At 41.0% G+C, this 20,867-nt stretch carries 19 protein-coding genes; 3 read left to right on the forward strand and 16 right to left on the reverse strand.

The genetic code is table 11. The features are described from left to right. Positions 1 to 77: 77 nt before the first annotated feature. The 4 genes from I585_RS05020 to mnmA form a co-directional block, all read right to left on the reverse strand. The gene (locus I585_RS05020) at positions 78 to 1,385 is read right to left on the reverse strand and encodes an ATP-binding protein (RefSeq protein WP_010739955.1); all 1,308 of its coding nucleotides are present in this window, start codon (positions 1,383 to 1,385) and stop codon (positions 78 to 80) included. 13 nt (positions 1,386 to 1,398) lie between these two features. Next, the gene (locus tag I585_RS05025; protein WP_010739956.1) at positions 1,399 to 2,103 is read right to left on the reverse strand and encodes a LytR/AlgR family response regulator transcription factor; all 705 of its coding nucleotides are present in this window, start codon (positions 2,101 to 2,103) and stop codon (positions 1,399 to 1,401) included. A 152-nt stretch (positions 2,104 to 2,255) separates the two neighbouring features. Beyond that, positions 2,256 to 4,001 carry a carbon starvation CstA family protein gene (locus I585_RS05030; protein WP_010739957.1) on the reverse strand — a complete coding sequence of 582 codons (1,746 nt, stop codon included), beginning with the start codon at positions 3,999 to 4,001 and terminating at the stop codon, positions 2,256 to 2,258. Positions 4,002 to 4,192: 191 nt separating this feature from the next. After that, positions 4,193 to 5,311 (reverse strand): tRNA 2-thiouridine(34) synthase MnmA, encoded by a 1,119-nt coding sequence (mnmA, locus tag I585_RS05035; RefSeq protein WP_034708383.1) that lies wholly within the window; start codon positions 5,309 to 5,311, stop codon positions 4,193 to 4,195. A gap of 181 nt (positions 5,312 to 5,492) precedes the next feature. Between mnmA and I585_RS05040 the strand changes: the two genes are divergently transcribed. After that, a complete protein-coding gene (locus tag I585_RS05040) occupies positions 5,493 to 5,867 on the forward strand; it encodes a GntR family transcriptional regulator (protein WP_010739959.1) in 375 nt (124 codons plus the stop codon). Further along, positions 5,867 to 7,246: a PH domain-containing protein gene (locus I585_RS05045; protein ID WP_010739960.1), complete on the forward strand. Its 1,380-nt coding sequence runs from the start codon at positions 5,867 to 5,869 to the stop codon at positions 7,244 to 7,246. The genes I585_RS05040 and I585_RS05045 overlap by 1 nt, the downstream gene beginning before the upstream one ends. A gap of 51 nt (positions 7,247 to 7,297) precedes the next feature. Here I585_RS05045 and lepB read toward each other — a convergent pair whose 3' ends face one another. From lepB to I585_RS05080, 7 genes are all read right to left on the reverse strand, one after another. Then, positions 7,298 to 7,840 carry a signal peptidase I gene (gene lepB / locus I585_RS05050; protein ID WP_010739961.1) on the reverse strand — a complete coding sequence of 181 codons (543 nt, stop codon included), beginning with the start codon at positions 7,838 to 7,840 and terminating at the stop codon, positions 7,298 to 7,300. A gap of 166 nt (positions 7,841 to 8,006) precedes the next feature. After that, complete coding sequence (locus I585_RS05055; protein ID WP_010739962.1) at positions 8,007 to 8,612, reverse strand: metallophosphoesterase; 606 nt, start codon at positions 8,610 to 8,612, stop codon at positions 8,007 to 8,009. Positions 8,613 to 8,717: 105 nt separating this feature from the next. Further along, the gene (locus I585_RS05060) at positions 8,718 to 9,362 is read right to left on the reverse strand and encodes a hypothetical protein (protein ID WP_010739963.1); all 645 of its coding nucleotides are present in this window, start codon (positions 9,360 to 9,362) and stop codon (positions 8,718 to 8,720) included. Between the two features lie 258 nt (positions 9,363 to 9,620). After that, the gene (locus I585_RS05065) at positions 9,621 to 9,968 is read right to left on the reverse strand and encodes a DUF1831 domain-containing protein (protein ID WP_010739964.1); all 348 of its coding nucleotides are present in this window, start codon (positions 9,966 to 9,968) and stop codon (positions 9,621 to 9,623) included. A 63-nt stretch (positions 9,969 to 10,031) separates the two neighbouring features. Further along, positions 10,032 to 11,177 (reverse strand): cysteine desulfurase family protein, encoded by a 1,146-nt coding sequence (locus I585_RS05070; protein WP_010739965.1) that lies wholly within the window; start codon positions 11,175 to 11,177, stop codon positions 10,032 to 10,034. 166 nt (positions 11,178 to 11,343) lie between these two features. Beyond that, complete coding sequence (locus tag I585_RS05075) at positions 11,344 to 12,315, reverse strand: ribose-phosphate diphosphokinase (protein ID WP_010739966.1); 972 nt, start codon at positions 12,313 to 12,315, stop codon at positions 11,344 to 11,346. A 43-nt stretch (positions 12,316 to 12,358) separates the two neighbouring features. Continuing rightward, positions 12,359 to 12,922, reverse strand: coding sequence for a hypothetical protein (locus tag I585_RS05080; RefSeq protein ID WP_010739967.1), 564 nt, complete (start codon positions 12,920 to 12,922; stop codon positions 12,359 to 12,361). Between the two features lie 205 nt (positions 12,923 to 13,127). On the opposite strand from I585_RS05080, the gene I585_RS05085 reads away from it, so the two are divergent. After that, positions 13,128 to 15,035, forward strand: coding sequence for a M13 family metallopeptidase (locus I585_RS05085; protein WP_010739968.1), 1,908 nt, complete (start codon positions 13,128 to 13,130; stop codon positions 15,033 to 15,035). A gap of 62 nt (positions 15,036 to 15,097) precedes the next feature. On the opposite strand, the gene I585_RS05090 is transcribed toward I585_RS05085, so the two are convergent. The 5 genes from I585_RS05090 to I585_RS05110 form a co-directional block, all read right to left on the reverse strand. Next, the gene (locus I585_RS05090) at positions 15,098 to 15,616 is read right to left on the reverse strand and encodes a ClbS/DfsB family four-helix bundle protein (RefSeq protein WP_010739969.1); all 519 of its coding nucleotides are present in this window, start codon (positions 15,614 to 15,616) and stop codon (positions 15,098 to 15,100) included. Between the two features lie 180 nt (positions 15,617 to 15,796). Beyond that, on the reverse strand, positions 15,797 to 16,633 hold the full coding sequence (locus tag I585_RS05095; RefSeq protein WP_010739970.1) for an SDR family NAD(P)-dependent oxidoreductase: 837 nt from the start codon (positions 16,631 to 16,633) through the stop codon (positions 15,797 to 15,799). Positions 16,634 to 16,730: 97 nt separating this feature from the next. Next, positions 16,731 to 17,351 (reverse strand): hypothetical protein, encoded by a 621-nt coding sequence (locus I585_RS05100; protein ID WP_010739971.1) that lies wholly within the window; start codon positions 17,349 to 17,351, stop codon positions 16,731 to 16,733. A gap of 22 nt (positions 17,352 to 17,373) precedes the next feature. After that, entirely contained in the window at positions 17,374 to 19,494 is a 2,121-nt protein-coding gene (locus tag I585_RS05105) for a hydantoinase/oxoprolinase family protein (RefSeq protein ID WP_010739972.1), read from the reverse strand. Positions 19,495 to 19,516: 22 nt separating this feature from the next. Further along, on the reverse strand, positions 19,517 to 20,845 hold the full coding sequence (locus I585_RS05110; protein ID WP_010739973.1) for a hypothetical protein: 1,329 nt from the start codon (positions 20,843 to 20,845) through the stop codon (positions 19,517 to 19,519). Positions 20,846 to 20,867: the final 22 nt, after the last annotated feature.

Genomic DNA, 20,867 nt, shown 5'->3' on the forward strand with positions numbered 1-20,867 from the left:
TTAGTATAGAAGGAAAAATTAGACTTTTTAGTAAAATGTAACGTTTGACCCTTTTTCGTGTAACAACTCACCTTTGTCTAGTTGGGCTCCCAAATCGACAGCTCTAAACGAAAAGAATGTTCTTTAGCCTCATAAATCAGATCTCCGTGATACTTTTCAGTAATTGCTTGGATGCTCTTCACCCCAAAGCCGTGTTCGATGGCTTTTTTCTTTTGTGTTTTAAAGTCCGTCACCTGTTCCGCCGTACTATTTTCGATTTCCAACAGCAGCATATGATTAAAATAAATCAATTTCAGATCCAATTCACGTTCATTGGAACATCTTTGACAGGCTTCGATTGCATTATCCACTGCATTCCCGATCAGCGCTCCCAGATCACGCATTTCAAACTGCATCTCCGTGGGAACCTTTACTTCAAAGTTCGTTTGGATATTGCTTTCTTTCGCTCGCTGATACTTATTGCTCAATAGTTGATTAATGCCGCTATTTTGAGTAAATAGACATTCCTCTACCTCAATAACTTCTTCCAATAATTGTTCGATCTGTGATTCAGATTCCATATTATCGGTAACTAAGGATAATAGTTGATTCTTTAAATCATGACGAATCCCGCGAATTTTTGCTTGATGGTTTTCCATTTGTTGATAATACTCTTCTCGATGGGCGAATTCCTGAACTAAAAAAAGGTTCTCGTAGTTTTCCTTTTCCAGCTTCTGATGGATTTCAAGAACCACAAAATGCACCAAGTTAATAACGGCAAATAATAGAACAACCACAAAAAAACGCGCATCATCGTTTTGCGCCTTCTGTTCAATGAAGACGGGATAAATAATAAAAAAGAGACTCGTTAAAAAAGGAATGATGACTTGTAATAAATAGAAACGACTACTTCCATGACTGGATAATGGTGCCTTGCGTTTAGCTCTTAAAAGAAAGACGGCAATCAATTGTAAAAACTGACTGGCAAATATCCCGCCATAAGCATAAGACAGCTGATTGGAATCAAAATAATTGATTCCAAAAATAGTTTGAATAATTAAATAAACCAAGAAATCAAAAAACAATAGAATGATCATTGAAAGGAAAATCAGCAAAAACTTCGTTGCTGCTCGCCCTTTAAAAAAATAATATCCAATACTATACATTAGAAAAACGTATGTAATAATATTGACTAGCATATAGAAGGAACCGAAAGATAGATAAAGCGGGCTGATGTTTCTGATTAAATAGGCGGTTATTACTGTAAGAACAGAAGCCACTCCTTTTAATCGATGCTTCTGCCAGTAGTTAAGGGAATGTCCAGTTAAATAGCACGAGAAAAAGACGCTGACAATAAAAATATCGTTGACTGATTTGATCAGTTCAAATAATCCAGCAAGCTTCATCCTTTTGTCCTCTTCAAGACGTAATTACGATAGGCCCGTTGAAAAGACTGATTAAACTTTTTGTGATCGCAATCTCTCGGCCTGACCGCATCACAATTGTTTCCCCGCTTTTCATTTGGACATAATCCATATTGATCACATACGAATGATGAACTTGCGTAAACAATTGCGGGGAGACTTTATCAATCACTTCCTTCATGGTGCCGTAATACTCATACTCTTTGCCATTTTTTAAATGAAGGACCATTTTACGTTTCATACTTTCGAAATATTCCACCTGGCCTAAATAGACAGTGTAAACTTTTTTCTTGATCGTAAATTGAAGAATCATTTTGCGCAAAGAGAATTGTTCCAGCGCCTTCATTAGAACTTGTTTGACCTTTACTTCATCCACCGGCTTGATCAAATAATGAAAGGCGTTGACCTCAAACGCTTCCGGCATCCATTCCACATGGCTCGTAATAAAAATGATAATCGCCTGCTGGTCTCTTTCCCGAATAAAGCGCGCGACCTCAAAACCATCTAGCGACTTCATTTCAACATCCAGCAGATATAGTTGAAAAGCAGATTCCTCCTTAGTTAAGTGATCCACCAATGATTCTCCAGATAGAAAAGCTTCATAACTAAATTGATTCGGATCGTCTTCAAAAAAAGAAAGCAGCAGTGTCTCAATCTGACCAATCATTTTAGGATTATCATCACAGATAGCTATGTTCATTGTTTCCTCCATTTCATCCTTAAACGTAAATTTCTTCTTTAAGTATCTCTTATCTATTTCTAATAAACAAGAAGCTCAATAAGAAATATTTATCCGTTTTTCCAAAAATGGACAAAAGAAAAACGACCCTTTTTCAAGAGTCGCTTTCTCGCTTATTCAGCCGCGATTTTCTCAGAGCTTTTTGTTTCTACATTAAACAGAGAGTGCAAACACTTCGTTGCTACCATCAAACCTAAGCCTAATAATAAGAAGGCAAAAACTAGCTGCAAGCCATCGGACAAGAAGACGAATTGCCCTGCAGCTGGAACTGCTGGAATCGTTACTAAGTATTGCGTTGCGTTGATCAATTTTGTAACTAATCCGTAAATCGACATTCCTAGCGCGGTAAAGGTGACCGCCAACATGATTCCCATGGGAATATAGAACATGACACCTGATTTTTTAGAAGTTTTCATATACACTGCCACGGCAATCATTACCATTGCAGCTAACAATTGGTTCGCTGAGCCGAACAATGGCCAAACGCTATTGTATCCGCCAAGCGCTAAAACAAAGCCTACGCCCAATGTCACCACAGTTGCTACATATTTATTGGTCAATAATTTTGCTAAGCCTTTTTGTTCTGCACCTTCTTCATAGAAGAATTCCTGCAGTGACATCCGGCCGATCCGAGCTACCGAGTCTAAAGAAGTCAATGCCAATGCCGATACACACATCGTCATAAATGCTTGAGCGATATTCAACGGCAAGCCAAATTTTGTTAAGAATCCTGCCACCGAGCCAGAAAAAATTTGGAAAGGCGTTCCTGCCGGCAATTGTCCATTCTGAGCCACCGCTCCCGCAACAACCAATGCTACGACAGCTAAAACACATTCACACATCATTGCTCCGTAACTAATCGGGCGCATATGCTTTTCATTCGAGACTTGTTTCGATGACGTACCAGAAGAAACTAAGCTATGGAAGCCTGACACTGCACCACAGGCAACCGTAATGAACAAGATCGGGAATAAATATTTCACATTTCCGGTCGCATCTTGTACAGCAAAGCCATTGAATGCGTTCAACTCTACCATTGGCGCTTCTACTAACAATCCTAGGACAGCTGCAATAATCATCCCTAACAACATATAAGTGCTAAGAAAATCACGCGGTGCCATCAGCAACCAAATCGGCATGACCGAAGCCAAGAATAAGTAAGCAAATACGATCAATAACCATGTCTGCTTATCCGCAAAAATTGGGAACATGATTCCCACAGCAAGTGTCACTAGCAAAACGGCGATTCCAAAAGCATGCATCGCAATTCCCTTTAAATGAACTTTTTTCATGAAAAAGCCTACTAACACCGCGGAAACGATAAACAACATTGAGATCGAAGCTGCAGAAGCATTCGCCGTATTAACTGCTGCCGGAACATCCGGAGTCATACCATTAAACGTAGTTGCTACGATGTCGCCAAATGCAGCAATCACTAATAGAGCAAATAACCAGCAGAATAATAGAAACAACTTCTTGCCGATTTTCCCGATATATTTTTCAATAATCAGACCAATTGATTTTCCTTCATTTTTAACCGATGCATATAACGCACCAAAGTCATGAACTGCTCCGAAAAAGATTCCGCCAAAGAGAATCCATAAGAATGCTGGCAACCAGCCAAACATCGCTGCAATAATCGGACCGGTTACTGGACCAGCACCCGTGATCGATGAAAATTGATGGCTAAAAACTACAAAAGCTGGTTCTGGAACATAGTCGTCCCCATCCTCTAAAGCAACCGCCGGAGTCACGGCCTTAGGATTAATCCCCCATTTCTTTTCCAACCAACGAGAATAAATAAAATAGGCTGCAACAAAACAAATAATAGCAAAAACTAAAAGAACAACACCATTCATAACTTCACCCAACTCTCTTTTATAATGAATATTTAATTAGTATATTCCCACAATTCCATGAGCATGTAAAGATAATCATTCTAATTTTCAAGAATTTTCTGTAAATATCTTTCGGAAAAGAAAACCATTCTCATAAATGAAATAGCACAAAAAAAGACTGCTCTAAAAAGAGCAGCCTTACATTTTATCGATTAAACATATTGTAATTCTTTCGTTTCTTGGTATGCATGGTCGATTAATCCGCCACCTAAACATTCCATGCCATCATAGAAAACAACGGCCTGTCCTGGTGTGATTGCACGAACTGGATCATCGAAGATTACTTCCGCACGGTCACCATCTAGTAAACGAACAGTTACCGGTACGTCTTGTTGACGGTAGCGGAACTTCGCTGTGCATTTGAATTCTTTTGGATGGTCTTCGTTTGTCGTGAAATGAATTTCACTAGCATCTAAGCTGGTCGCATATAGTGCTTCATGATGGAAACCTTGACCTACATATAATGTGTTAGTAGATAAGTCTTTACCAACAACGAACCATGGATCTTGTGTTTTTCCGCCGCCGCCAATGCCTAAGCCTTGACGTTGACCGATCGTATAATACATCAAGCCATCGTGTGTCCCTTTTTCTTCGCCATCTAAAGTCACCATCTTACCCTTTTTAGCTGGTAGATAGTTGCTTAAAAATTGCTTGAAATTCTTTTCGCCGATGAAGCAAACACCGGTTGAATCTTTTTTCTTAGCCGTTGCTAAGCCAGCTCGTTCAGCGATTGCGCGAACTTCTGGTTTTTGCATACCGCCTAGTGGAAACATCGTCTTTGCCAATTGCTCTTGCGATAATTGACTCAAGAAGTATGTTTGATCCTTATTGTTATCGACGCCGCGCAGCATATGAACCACGCCATTTTCGTCTTTTTCGACCTGAGCGTAATGCCCTGTTGCCACGTAATCCGCACCTAACTCCATTGCGTAGTCCAAGAATGCTTTGAACTTGATTTCCTTGTTACACATCACATCTGGATTTGGTGTGCGGCCTGCACGGTATTCCGCTAAGAAATATTCAAAGACACGGTCCCAATATTCCTTCTCGAAATTGACAGAGTAATAAGGAATGCCGATTTGGGCAGCGACTTTCGCTACATCCTTATAGTCTTCTGTCGCGGTACAAACACCATTTTCATCGGTGTCGTCCCAATTTTTCATAAAAATGCCGACTACATCATAACCTTGTTCCTTTAACAACAAAGCTGTTACTGATGAATCGACGCCGCCGCTCATTCCTACGACGACTCGTGTGTTGCTGTTAGACACAGTATCACCATCATTTCAATATAGATTCCGAAAACTCTACGATTTGAAGGTCGCAACTTTTCAGTATGACGAATTATACAACATAAATCTTAAATTTTCGATAGATAATCTCTCAAAAAAAATTTATTTGTCTTTTTGTATAGTTTGTATTAATATAAATAATACAAAGGAGGACGAGTAAATGATTTTAGAAATTGATCCCCATTCTGAAGAACCGATCTATTTGCAATTGCGAAAACAAATCATTATCGGCATCGCTCGTGGTGATTTAAAACCAAATGAACAACTGCCGACCGTCCGGCAATTTGCGGATGAACTTGGCGTAAATACGATGACTGTTTCAAAAGGCTACCAGCAACTACGGGAAGAAGGTTATTTGATCACCGATCGCCGCAAAGGAACGTTAGTCGCACCATTACCCGTGACCTCAAAGAAGACAAATGAAGAAAATTTAACTTTGCTGTTGGCAGAGCTGTACTTGGCCGATCCTGATGAAGAGACGGTTCAAGAAAAGGTTCAAAAGATTTTGACGAGTTTCAGAAAGGATGATGTCTGATGTTATCCCCGCTTATTTTAGGTATATTGATTTTTTGTAACTTTATCATGGCTTTTACCAATTCTTTGGCCGCAAAACCGCATAATTATGTCATCGTGGAAAATACCTTTCCCGCGGATAAAATCGATGATCCTCGTGTCTTAGCATTTAGAAAAAGTTATCAAAAGCGTCAATTCCAATTAGCTTTTGTCCTAACTGCCTTGGATTTGAGCTTGTTGATTCCTATGAAGGATTCGATCTTTATGATGCTGTTCTTTGTGCTTCTATATATTACGATCGGCGCAGGCTATTTATTGCAAATTCGCTATATTCGTAAAGGGCATCAATTAATCGTCGATAATGATTGGCAGTTAACCGAACAACCCATTCAAGTCGATACACAGCTTCTGATTGAGAAAAATCGAAAATTGGTTTCTCCCTTGTGGTTTGCTCTTTCGCTAGTAATGTTGATTTTACTAACGGTCGTGCTTCATCAGCAAGGAATGGAAAGTTTGACATGGATTCTATTAGCTGCCTGCGGATTTACTCTGGCACTTTTTGTTTTAGGCTGGTGGGCAATCGGGCGACTGCCTGTACGGGCTTTGACCGATGATTCAAAGATCAATCGCCAGTATAATGATCTGACAAAATTCTATTGGTCCGCTTTTATGGTTGCCACGAGTTTCTTTGTAAATCTGATCGTTTACCTGCCCTTATTGACAATGAACGCTAGCAGCCGCTTTTTCGAAGTCTTAATGATCATAGAATTTTTGTTGATTTTTCTTTTCTGCGGCTTTACTTTTTGGTGGCTGTTCCGTTTGCGCAACAAGCAGGATCAATTGTTGACACAAACACCCAGCTTTCGTTATGCGGGCGATGATTATTATTGGCGTTATGGCGTTTATTACAATCCAGAAGATCACCGTTTGATGCGTCCGGATCGTATCGGCTTGAACATCACGATCAATTTAGCACGAGTCGGCGGCAAAATTTTTATCGGACTGATTCCTGCAATATTGATCGGTGCTATGATAATCGTAGTCGTTCCTTTATACATTTTAGATTATCATCCAGACCCGTTGACCTATCAAGTGAAGCAGGAAAGTGTTATTTTAGATGGGCCGCTTACCAAAGAACGAAAAATTCCTTATGCCGACATAGAAAAGCTGAGCCTCATCGATCGGCTGCCTGCCACTGGAATGAAAGTTAATGGCTTAGCAACAGAAAACTATGCAATCGGCAGTTTTAAGGTTGGCGGTAAATCGGCTTCTCTCTTCGTTGATCATCAGTCTAAACCGATTTTGAGGATCACGACTAAGGAACGAGATTATTATTACACCAACACAAATCCTGCGGTTACCAAACAGCTCTATCAAAAAGTTCGTGCCCATCAACAATAAAAAATGGCAAAACAAATCCCTCTTCAATCAAAGTTGAAGAGGGATTTCCTTTTAATCAACGGTTCCAATCCGATTTGGCGGCCAAAAAACAAATTTTACATTCGTTAAAATATCCTTTTGGTCAATCATTCCAATGATGCGGCCATCTTTAGAAATACGGCGATTATCACCCAGCACAAACAATTTCCCTGCCGGAACCTTTTCGTTTCCGAACAAATTTTGCAGGTCAAAATCAAAGGTCAACGGTTGACCATCCGTCAATTTGCCTTTATATTCTTCCAAATAGGATTCATCGTATTTCTTTCCATTGATATACAGTTGATCGTCTTTATACGCTACAGTGTCGCCTGGCAACCCAATCACACGTTTAACATAATCAGCCCCTGGATCATCTGGTGCCGGAAAAGTCACTACATCAAAACGGTCGACCTCTGTGTGTTTCAACCCAAACATCCGCTCACCATCATTTAATGTCGGCTTCATCGAATCTCCAATCGCTTCAACCGGTGTAAATACATAATGGCGCAGCGCGATCACCGCCCCGATCATTACAACGTAAAAAAGAATCGTTTTTACAACTTCCCTAACCTTCACTTTCTTGCCCCCTTTTTTAAATTTAACACGTTATTCTTACTATAAATTTACCATAGCGGCCCTTCCATGAATACAGCTGGTTAACATTTTGGATTTAATTTATCTACTATTCAAAAATACAAACAGACAAACGAAAAAAGAGACACCGATTCCTCGATGTCTCTTTCTATTTCAATTTCTTTATTTCGGCCTCTTTATAATCGGCGATCTCATCGATTAAATTCTCAGAAATTGGTGTACCAAATGGCAATGCCGTTTTAAGAAATCCCCGTTCTGGAGCGTCTACTCCGACATTGATATCCTCAGCGATCGGCATACTATAGTTATGAATATGTCCGTGAAGATTGCGAATGTTCAGCGTCTTGCCTAAGAGCATTGGATAATGCGTCAGGTAATATTGATGATGATTAAACTTGACGATAGCACCTACGTCGTGAAAATCAAATTTATTTTCTCCGTTTGGAAGCTTTGGGTCATGGGCCGATAAATATTTGAAGAACGTACGCGAGTCATGATTACCTTTGATAAATATAATCTTCCCTTTTAATTGCAGCAGCTGTTCTAAAATATCAGCGAAGCCCTTTTCGTATTGCGGATGCATCGCCACATCGCCTAAATGATAGACCGTATCTTTTTCATTCACCACGGCATTCCACGCTTCAATCATTTGTTGATTCATCTCTTCGACAGAGTCAAACAAACGCGGCGCGAAGTCGTTAGCGCCTAAAAGATTCTCGTGAAAATAATGTGTATCTGATATAAAGTATTTCATCCTTATCACCTACAAATGAATTCTGTTTGTTTCCTTTATTTTACCATCTCTTTCAAAAAAAAGCGCTCATGCTACAAGCGTCACTGACAAAATAAGACTACCAATTTATACTTGGTAGCCTTGTCTTTGCAAAAGTGCTTGATATTTTAGTTTAATAATCGTGATGACCGCCTCTAACTGAGTCAGATCCTCCACTTTGGTTGCGTCAAATTCCTTCGTGCGTTTAAATGATTTTCCAGTATCGATCAAATGAAAGACCTGATTCCATTTTTCAAATTCAGAAAGATTATTCAGATTGGCAATAGGGAAAGCCGCACCGTCACAAATCTCCCACAAACGGAAAATCAAAAATGATGTATCAATCACTTCCAGCTTCATGTTTTTCTTGCTGCATTGAACCAAAACTTTTTCGGGATTGTATTCTAGATACCAATCTAACAGAATAAAAAAAGCTTCCCAACGGTACGTATCACGAAACATTTTTTGCGTGTCGGGCATGTCTCGAAAAATCAACGGGATCAAATAGTGCTTCTTATATTTCCAGCAAGGGATCGAATCGATAAAATAATCGACATAACGTGTCAGATAGCTATTCCCTTGATAATCACTAATATAATAATCTTCTACACCATATTTTTGAAACTCTTTTGTCAAACTGGCACAGTCTTCGATTGAAACGGTCAATCCTGACAAGAGACGAAAATCAGAAATAATTTTATGATGCTCGATCGTGTGTATCTTGTGAACCAACTTCTCACCTTCGTTTCCAACTATTTTCTTAGTAATAGTGTACCATAATCTGCGCAGATTGAAGCTTCTAAGCGTTAAAAAGATTTAGAAAAAAAGATGAATATAGCAAAACAAAAGGAGGATTATAATTATACACGGATTGAATTAATGATCATTTGAAAATATTATCATTATTTCTAAGCTTTAAATAACTAACGGCTTCATTTTTATCCAAGCAAAAAGCGGATCCTATCCGCTTAGATAGAATCCACTCTACAATTAAATTTCTTCTTTTACAAACAATCCGCGATCAATCATTCCATCCATCATGAAATAAAATTTTTCTTGAACCATTTCTTGTTTGCTGTCTTTAAAAATATCTACCGCCTTCAACCCATTGGCTGTCGTTACCGACATTTTCAATGTGCTGATATCCTTTGCTACCGTGACTTTAAGTTTAAAGCCCTCTTTGCTTTGGGGCGTTGCTTGTAATGGGCGAACCAATTGAAAATTGCCCGAACTAGTTTCAGTAAAACCATTATCACGCAACGTATACTTTTTAGCGGTTGGTGCTAACGCGTATTGATATTTTGATCCTTTAATCGTCGCTGTCTTTGTAAATGCCATTTACTCACCTCATCATTTTTTCTTTCACTCTTAATTATAAAGATAAGTATCAGCCATTTCAATCTACTTTGTTAGTTCTTGCAAACTCGCAACCAGTTGTCCCGCAAAATATTCGACCTGTTCCAAGCTATTCCCGTAACCAAAACTAACTCGCAGCGATTCTTTGACTTCAGGAGCATTCTTGCCGTACATTGCTTCTAATACATGCGATGGATCGACCGTCCCAGCCGTACACGCTGATCCAGTAGATACGGCGATACCGCGCAGATCTAATTTCATCAATAATAAATCACTGATGATTTCAGTAAAACGAAGATTCAAGACATGGGGCAACTTGTTGTTCACATCGCCATTCACATGATAGTCAATGTTTGCTTGATCCAGTGTCGTTAAGACTTTTTGGGTGAACTGATCATATAGCTCCCCGCGCTTTTCTCGTTCGTCTTCAGTTAATAGTTCAACAGCTTTGGCCATGCCGCAAATGCCGGCTAAGTTTTCAGTCCCGGCACGACGTTTTTCTTCTTGTTCACCACCGCGAAGCAATGGTGCTAATTTCGCCGCATCACTTTTGAATAGGAAGCCGACCCCTTTTGGTCCATTGATTTTATGAGCCGAGATACTAAGAAAATCGACTCCTAATTCATGCGGGCGAATGAGTTGGTTCCCATAAGCTTGAACAGCATCCGTATGGAAATATGCGGGATGCTCCTTCAATCGTTCCCCGATTTCTTTGACGGGCATCAAATTACCGATCTCGTTATTACCATACATGATCGAAACTAAGATCGTATCTGGACGTAAGCTGGCATCAAAATCAGCCAGCGAGATATTTCCTTTTCGATCCACCGGCAAATAGGTCACTTCAAATCCCTGTGTCTCCAAATACTTCATCGTATTGATCACGGCAGGATGTTCGATCTGCGTCGTAATTAAGTGCCGGCCTTCGTTCTGACGGCCAAAAGCGGTTTCTAAGATGGCGGTGTTGTCGCCTTCTGTTCCGCCACTGTTAAAGACGATCTCATGATATTTCACACCGAGACTCTTGCCGATAACTTCTCTAGCCATTTCCAATTTGCCAGCAGCTTGCCGACCGAACGAATGAACGCTTGATGGATTACCAAAAGTTTCACTCATAACCTCGGTCATCGTTTTAATTACTTCCGGATGCATCGGGCTTGTCGCCGCATGATCTAAATAAATAGTTTCCACAAACTTTCGGACCTTTCCACAGTTAGCTCATATTTATGAAGTCATTTTTGCTGCGCCTGTCATTCTGCTAAGCTACCTGTTCAATATATTTAGTTTCAAAGAAATACTTGCGACCCAAATTTTACTGCGCAGAGCAGAGTCGACAAAAAAAGGCATGACTGCCTTTTTATTCAAAATCTTTTTGTTCCATCGTAAATAATGGACTGACAGATTCATTTTGATGAATCCGTTTGACTGCTTCACCCATCAAATCAGAACAACTAATGATTGATAATTTTTCAGGATGGCGTTCAGGACCTGTCAGAACAGAATCAGTAATACAAATATCCTCAATGTCAGCAGCATCTAAATTTTCTTTTGCTGGAGGTGATAATAACCCGTGAGAAGCACATGCAACAACCTCTTTAGCGCCAGCTTTTTTCAATGTTTTTGAAGCATTGGAGAAAACTTCACCAGTGTTCAAAATATCGTCCACCATAATACAGCAGCGACCTTCAACATCTCCGATTACATAACCAGAATCCGGGTTGCCTTCTTCAGCCACATCCACGATCGCAATCGCCGTGTCCAAATACTCCGCTAGACTACGGGCACGTTGTACGCCGCTGTTTTTAGGCGAAACCACCACATAATCATCGCCCACCATTCCGCGACGGCGGTAGTAATGAGCAAACAAAGGCATCGTGAACAAATTATCAACTGGGATATCAAAGAAACCTTGGACTTGCACAGTGTGTAAATCAAGTGTTAATACTCTTGTTGCACCTGCGTCTGAAAGTAAATTCGCAATCAATTTTGCAGTGATTGGCTCATGTGGTTTGGCTGTACGATCTTGTCTTGCATAACCATAGTAAGGCAATACGACATTGATTGTTTTCGCGCTCGCTCGTTTCAATGCATCGATCATGATCAATAGTTCCAAATAATAATCATTCACCGGCTCATTGGTTGATTGGATCAGATAAACATCAAATCCACGGACCGTCTCTTCCAAATTGATAGATATCTCTCCATCACTGAATTGTTTGACAGTACTTTTCCCTAATGGCACGCCACAAACATCGGCGATTTTTTCAGCCAATGGTCGATTCCCATTAAGGCTAAAAATTTTAAACTTTTCGTTACTTTCTTCTGACATGGTGTCCCTCCAAGTATTTTTGTACCCCCAGTTTAACATATTTTTAGTTATTTGCTGTAGATTTTACTTTTCTTAACGAGATCGTTCCGTTTCCCCACTCTGCTGGAATTACGGCTGCACTCTTGCCCCAATTGTCATGGATTTTATAATATCTTTGCCCATCAGCCGTTTCCATAAAACCGTGCACAACGACCCAATGATTCTTATAGCTGCTGCCTAGCAGTTGCAGAAGTCCTATCATAACAGGCTCTCCCGCCAAGAGACGCTTGGTAACTCGCTGCCAGGTGCCCGCTGCAGTTCCTCTTGCACGATAAGGAATTCGATAGCGGCGAAAGAAACGATTTAAGCCCATAGAAATCTGTAAAGGGACTGTCGGAAAGTCAACCGGCTGCAGTACAGGCTGCAAAGCTCTGATCAATTCTTCGTTTTGACTACTATCTTTTTCTCTTAATCCATTCGGCAAACAACCTTCATCAATTTGATCTTGCCAATAAGCCAGCAGCACACTGCTCGCATACGTACCGCATAAAAAGCCTCGCGGTGTTTTCCACTCACGGTAACGCTCAAAACTTTCTAATTCCACCCATTGGTCAATTGGATACTCCATCGTTTCACCCCTCAGAATTTTTACTTTATGACTCTTCTTAAAATTTATCATAGTACAGGCCCGTCTTGGTTACGAGTCTCTTCATTTTATGTAGGCATTTCTTTAAACCTTTTCAAAAAGAAAAAGTGCCCTTCACTATGAGTAGCTCATTAATTGTTTTATTATAGTATAGATAGAACGATTATGACAAAGGAGCTGAAGTTATATGGACAAAACAAAAATCAAAGAAGATTTATATGACGCGGTCAATGGCGAATGGATCAAAGAAGCGACGATTCCAGCAGACAAACCGGCCACAGGCGGTTTTCAGGATCTTGTCGATGACATTGATGAGCTGTTAATGGCCGATACGAAAAAGATGAGCGAAGATCCTTCCCTGATCCCAAATGATTTGATGAAAGAGTATATCGCTTATTTCAAATTAGCCAATGATTATCAAAAACGGGATCAAGATGGTGCGGCTCCTATGCTGCCTTTGTTGAAGCAAGTAGCTGAATTGAAAGATCTGAAGGACCTAGAACAACAATTGACCAGTTGGGTACTTGATGGCCTTCCTCTGCCTTTTGGCGTAGATGTCGATGCCGATATGAAGAATACTAAAATCAATGCTTTATTCGCTGGCGCACCAAGTCTGATCTTACCGGATAAAACTTATTACGAAGCGGATCATCCGCAAGCACCGCAGCTTTTAGCGATTTTTAAAGAGATGACCGTAAAACTTTTTGCACTTGCAGGCTACGAAACTAAGACATCTGAAAGAATCACTGACGAGGCTCTTCAATACGATAAATTATTAGCCCCACATGTAAAAAGCGCGGAAGAAAATGCAGATTATAGCAAAATGTATAATCCCGAAAGCGGCGAAGAATTCATCAAACGCAGCCAACACATGGATTTGGAGAAACTCTTGGTCGGCTTAGTTGGTGAAGTGCCTGAAAAAATCATCGTGACTGAACCAGCATTCTTCGAAAAATTGGATGACTTAGTAAATCCCGATACCTTCCAACAGATGAAAAGCTGGATGATGGTGATGACGATCAACGCATTGACCGCTTACCTCAGTGAAGAATTCCGTCAAGTCGGCGGCGCATACGGTCGTGCGCTTTCCGGGGCACCAGAAGCTCGTCCTCAAGAAAAAGCAGCATTTTACTTGGCTTCAGGACGCTTCGATCAAATCATCGGCGACTATTATGGAAAAAAATATTTTGGCGAGCAAGCAAAGAAAGATGTCGAACAAATGGTTCAGCGCATGGTAAGCATTTATCAAGAACGTTTGAGCAGCAACACATGGTTGAGTGAAGCGACCCGTGAAAAAGCGATCGTTAAACTAAACACGTTAGGCATTCATGTCGGTTATCCAGAGAAAATTCCGCCAATCTATGCACAATTCAAAGTGACACCAGCCGAAAAAGGCGGTACGCTTTTGAGTAATGCTTTGCACTTTAGTCACTTGAAACGCAAAGAAGATTACGCTAAATGGAACACCCCTGTAGAACGTGATGAGTGGGAGATGAGCGCGGATACTGTTAATGCCTATTATCATCCGTTCCGGAATATCATCGTTTTCCCTGCAGCCATTTTACAAGCACCGTTTTATAGTTTGGAACAATCCAGCAGTGAAAACTTTGGCGGTATTGGTGCCGTGATCGCCCACGAAATCTCTCATGCTTTCGACAACAACGGTTCACTCTTTGATGAGTACGGGAATTTGAATAATTGGTGGACCGAAAAAGATCAAAAAGAATTTCAAGCATTAGCGGATCAAATGATCGCGGAGTTTGATGGCTTAGAAATCGTCGGCGGAAAAGTGAACGGTAAACTAACTGTCTCAGAAAACATCGCTGATGCAGGCGGTTTGAGCTGTGCCCTAGAAGCAGCGAAGAAAGATAGCGATGTCGATCTGGAAGGCTTCTTTATCAACTGGGCAACGATTTGGCGGATGAAAGCTCGTCAAGAGTATACACAATTGCTCTTATCAATTGATGTCCATGCTCCAAATAAATTACGGGCCAACGTCCAAGTCAAAAATTTAGCGGACTTCTATCAAACCTTTGATATCCAACCAACGGATGCTATGTATTTGGCTCCTGAAAAACGCGTAAGTATTTGGTAATTTTACCCACACATATAAATAAAAAGTTCGAAGAGAATCGATTGATTTTCTTCGAACTTTTTTTATTGTGCTGCTCGCAATTTCTTCCATTTCCGAACCTTAGTACGGAAGGACTTGAATGGTGCGACACTGTTGATATGCACCCATTTCCAAACCGGCCAATTAGAAGAGGTCGACTGTGCCCATTTCCTGCCGCCAGATTTGAACAACTGATTGTCATCTAAGCTGGCAATCCATTGACAAGTCATCTCAATAGCGTTGCTGAACAGCATACTCATTTCCTCTAAACTTTTCCCTTGGCAATCGGCATAAAACTGTTCGTGCAAAGGCCCCAGCTGATTCCATTTAATCCCTGGAGCGGGCATCTCGACAGTTTGTCCTTCTCGTTCTGTTCGCTCCCACTCTTGGATCAGCGCCAGCCACCCCAGCTGATAGGCAAGATTTTCAAACGGCGTCCGTTCTGCTTCATCAAATCGTACATCCTTATCCTTTTCAGCGATATCCTCATATTCTTTGATAAACAAATTGGCTCTTTTTTTAATTTCCGTAATGAATGCTTCTTTGCTTGCATATTCTTGCATAATTAACACGCTCCTTTTTTCTGTTAGCTCGTTGCTACACTCATAATTTATCATCCTAGGAGGTTGTTTTTAGCAACCTGTCATGTTTGCACAGGTTTCTCGTTATGTTTGTTCGAATACGGTATTAAATGATCAAAAAAGAAGATCGCTGACCAAATGCCAGCGATCTTCTTTATGCTATTATGCCTTGGGTTTCTTTGAATCAATCGCGTATTGACGACGTCCGCCTGGTTTTGGTACCAAGTCGCCGATCATGTTGCCGAAGCCGCCTTCCACACGTAACTCGTGGCCGTTCGTGTAATCTGAACGTTTGCTGGCAAGATAGAGAACGGCATTAGCGATATCCTGCACTTCACCGATTCGGCGATTTGCAGTCATTCTTCTTCTGCCTTCTTCAACTTCTGCATCTTCATAGAATTTTGTTGATAGCGGTGTTTTAACGAAGCATGGTAATACGCAGTTACTGCGCACGCCATATTGTCCCCATTCGCCAGCAATCATCTTAGACAGCATGTTTACGCCAGCTTTACTTGGGCTATAAGCACCTGAATAGGTTTCTGGAGCGATCGAAGCGATTGTTGAAATGTGGACCATCCGACCTGATTGCTGCTCGATCATTACGCGACCAATACGTTGTGACACTAAGAAATAACCAGTCAAATTCACATCGATTGTACGTTTCCATTCATTTAAAGCCAAATCTTCTAAAGGGCTGAATGTTAGAATCGCGGCTGTTTGAACTAACACATCGATTCTGCCAAAATCCGCTTTAACTGTTTTCGCTAAAGCGTCTACTTGTTCTTCAACCGTTGAGTTGCAGGCATAGCCCTTCGCTTTGACACCGTATTTATTCGCTAGTTCTTTGGCATAGCTTTCTGTTGCTTCTTCACTTAAGTCGACTAAAGCTAAGTTCGCCTTTTGCTCCGCAAAATCATTTGCGATTTTCCGGCCCATGCCGCCTAATGCTCCCGTGATTATTACCACGTCATCTGCTAAATCTAACCATGTATTATCCATTCTTTCCGCTCCCTATACTCTAAGTTTTCTTTCTTTAAATATACTGAATCCACGCAGTAGATACTAATTCTTTTTTTCAATCAATCTATAGTCTTATTCAATCAATCAGCAGCAATTGTTTCGCCATCCTTTGAGCTTGCTCCGGTGCAACCGGATAAAGTAAAAATACGTTCAATAAAACAGGTGAAAAAGCCAAACCCAATAATTCTTGTGCAAAAGTCATCGCAGCAATCTCACCCAAAGAATGTAAACGAGCACTTCGCTTGAATGGACCTGTTTGATAATTCAATTGCTGTTGTACGGTGAACAACTGCTGTTGATTTTCTAGGTAATGATAAAGTTCATGCGCCAATAAAATTTCAGCTACTTGCTGACCGTTAAGTAAATTCTGTTCCGCAAAAAAAGGCGCCGCTGCTTTCAATAAGCTCTGATTGATTCGAATACGATTTGGTAACTGAAATTCTGCCAGAACAAAGCGAAAATTCTCCGCCTTCAGTGTTTCTTGAAAAAACTCGATCTCGATTTTTTCTTGCCGACAGTATTCCCACAAATCAATTGATGAAATATTACTCGCCGCTGTTTTTCCGCATTCAATCGCTTGCTGGATCATTGGTGAGCGCTGCTGTTCAGAAATCTTTTTGTAAAGATGATCCTGGCTAAGCAGAAATTGCCCGATTTGCTGGTCGCTCAGCTGCAATAACTGATCTATATTATCCATTACAAGCAACGCTCCCTTCCTTCTACGTATAACGATTGGCCGCGATGATCATCATTTCATCAGTACCGACAATTTCACTCATTTCGATCTCCATCAGCATCGTTAATTGCGTAAAGTCCGTGCTGGAAAAATCTAACAAACGTGGGCCAACACAGAAATAAAAATCTGGACGAATGATTAGATCACTTTGATAATTAGCCATGCTTTCCCAAAGATTAGTGACTTGTTCAAAATAATTTTGGATCGACGTTTTCACTACTTCTGCATGTTCCCGTTGAACACGAATAAAGCCTTTCTTATCAACCACACGAATGCCATTGCCTTTTTTTGAATTCGCACCATAAATATAGAAGTGATCGGTTGAATCAAGCATTTGAATCTGCTCCGCTGGCAATCGGAAATCTTGTACCGCGATTTCTCGTGCTTCTGTCTCGGTCGCAGCCGTTTGAACCTCGGTAGCTTGTGCCGCCGTGGAACCTGAAGCTCGCGCAGTAATCTTTTGTGTTTGAGGATCAATCTCGATATGAACCTCTACGCTTTCCTCAGTTGCACCGCTTTCGATCGCCATATCCGTGACTTCCTGCTTAATCGCTTGAATGTCTTGCTTTGTCGGACTTGGTACGATTCGCTCCACCACATCTTGGACAGCTGCCAAAGCCACGCCAATTGAAGAAATTACTTCCGCATTTTCAGGAATTTTATAATTCAGATCCATTCGCTCTGCCGCAAATTTGATCAACGCAGCGACACCGCCGCCTACACCGACTAAGGTCATTTGATTTTTTTCCAACTGATATTTCTTAGCTAAAGAACGAATCACCGGCTCAATCTTTTCAACTGCTTTCGCTAAAATCTGACGAGCAACATCTTCTACTGTCGTATTCAAATATTCGGCTAGCGGTGTCATCGCCTTTCGAGCAGAAACAACATTCCCATAAGAGAAATCTTCTTCTGTCACATAGCCCAAAACATTCGCCGCACAAGAATTAGTGATGGTGATACATTTGCCACTGGCTAATTTTATTGCTACATAATCAGCGGGATCGCCTTCTTTAGGTGAGTACAGCTCCAGCTTAGGATCGATGATTTCTTCTTCTGGTGTGTATACCGCATATTCCAAACCGGCGATATGAGCACTACGCGGCCCTACATCTTTTACACCACTTTTGTTTACCCGAACCATGCTGCCGCCAGCTACGCCTAAAACGCGGACATCCAAAGAGTTTACATACGTTTTATGTCCGGAGATTTCTGAATAATCGATCACCGGACGACCATTTTTGATTACCCCTAGATTGGTCGAAGTTCCCCCGACCTCAAAATAAATACCATTAGACGTACGTAAATACATCAGAGCTCCCATAACACTGGCTGCTGGTCCCGACAGCATCGTCAAAACAGGTCGTTTCTTCATTTCGACGACATCCATCAATCCGCCGTCGCCTCGCATAATCATCAATGGCACATCTACACCCGAAGAACGTACACTTTCTTCCGTAGAATTAGCCGTTTCTAGCATTTTAGGCAGAATTGATGCATTGATCGTCGCCGTACGAGTACGTCTTGATAAGCCATAGAGCTTAGTCATTTCAGAGGCCAAGGTCACTGGGATATTTTTTTGTCTCGCAACTTCCGCAATTTGTTCTTCTAAGCACAAATCATCAACACCAAAAGCAGCAGAAGCAACTAATACGTCCATTCCATCTGCTAAGAGTTGATCGATTGTTTTTGAAATCGTCTCTTCATTCAAATCCTTCTGACCAATAAAGTAAGAAGAGATATGAATACTTCGACCAGTTCCTAAATCAATATCCTTTAAATTTGATTGCACACGTGCCAACCAGCCTTCAATTCCTGACTTGGCCGTACTAATGATACCGATTTTTGCGACATCTCCCTCTAATAAAGCATTGGTCGCTTGGGTCGTACTATGAGCAACAAATACGACTTCATCCGGATCAATATGGTAATCCTTTAAGCATTTTAAAAAGGAATTGACGACTCCTCCTGCGACGCCTTTTTCGCTATCGTGAGTGGTTTTTACAGAAGATTTACCTATGATTTCCTGCGTATCATTATCAATAGCCACGGCCTTTGTGTGAGTACCGCCTACGTCAATTCCTATTCGAACTCTTCGTTTCATTCAGAAAGTCTCCTCCTTTCATTTATACTGGACTATTGAGCAAGAAATTCGCGATTTCTAGAATCAGCGCCACGGAAATTCCGGGAACCAGCGACACCTTCATGTAATCAATCGCATTGATTCGATTGAAGCTCAAACCCCACGCGTTCCAAGAAATCGTAATATCAAAATGCGCCATTCCGATCAAGACGGAGGCAAATAATGGATACAAGAAAGTCGTTGGATAGTTGGTCGTCTGACTGACCACTGCTAACAATGCTGCTCCTGAGCCAATCAATGACAATGGTCCTTTGAACCAAGTCAACGGTGCCAAAACCCCAAATAAAAGACATAGTGCTAGCGGCGCTGTTGGAATAATCCCGCCAATAATTTTTTCAAAATAAGGTGCCGCAAAAAATGCCGCATCATTAAACATGGCCAAGGTGATCCAGAAGGCAACCAGAGAAGACGTATCTTTGACTCCTTCTGTAAAAAGACGTGATATAGTTCGGCAAACTTCTCTAAAACCACCGTTCAGCTCACCACAGACCGCCAATGCATAGAGACTGGCCAAAATGAAACACAGAATAACTGGAAGGTCTAAAACAATGACTCCTACCACTGGTAAAAAGGGTGTAATCAATGATATTCCCGGTGCATCGACAATTTTGCTCTCTTTTGTTGCGGCCCATGCATAAGTTAGACTCTCAAATCGCAGATAAATCATCGCCGCGATAGACACAACAACAATCATTACTAAGAAAGCTAAAATACCGAATGGAAAATAATCACTATAAGAATACTCTGCTCCACCGCTTGAGTTCAAAAAGAAGGCGGAGTACTGGGCAAAGTTGATTGGATTAAGAAACAATCCTGCTGCCACCGAACCAGTAAAGGAGAAGAACGCAATTACCTTTGGGATACCAATAGAGAATAAAATCGGTAAAATAATTACCGCAATCGCGATAACAGAGCCTGCCCCGGTCATAGAAGTAAAGATAAAACCTGTTATCAAGTTCACAATTGCTAATATGATCGCGGGATTATCGCCGCCTAACTCCACGCTCTTACGAATGATGGTGGAAGCAATCCCGGTATCCAATAAAATACGTCCAAAAAAAGCACCTAAAAAGATATTCATCAGTGAAGCGCCGTATTTTTCTGGTGCCGTTTGATAAACCGTCTTTAGCATGTCATTGATCGTCATTCCCGCAAACACATCGTTAGGTGAAATCAAATGACCGATGATCGGCAACACTGTCCAAATGGTTGCCATAATGAAAAAGCCGACCATCAAATTGTGTCCCTTTATACAAAATATGACCATTCCTATGAAGGAACAGATTAACAATAGCCCAATTAAAATATCCATGGGTACCCCCTTTAATTCCGCC

This window comes from Enterococcus malodoratus ATCC 43197, from assembly GCF_000407185.1.
GTDB lineage: Bacteria > Bacillota > Bacilli > Lactobacillales > Enterococcaceae > Enterococcus_A > Enterococcus_A malodoratus.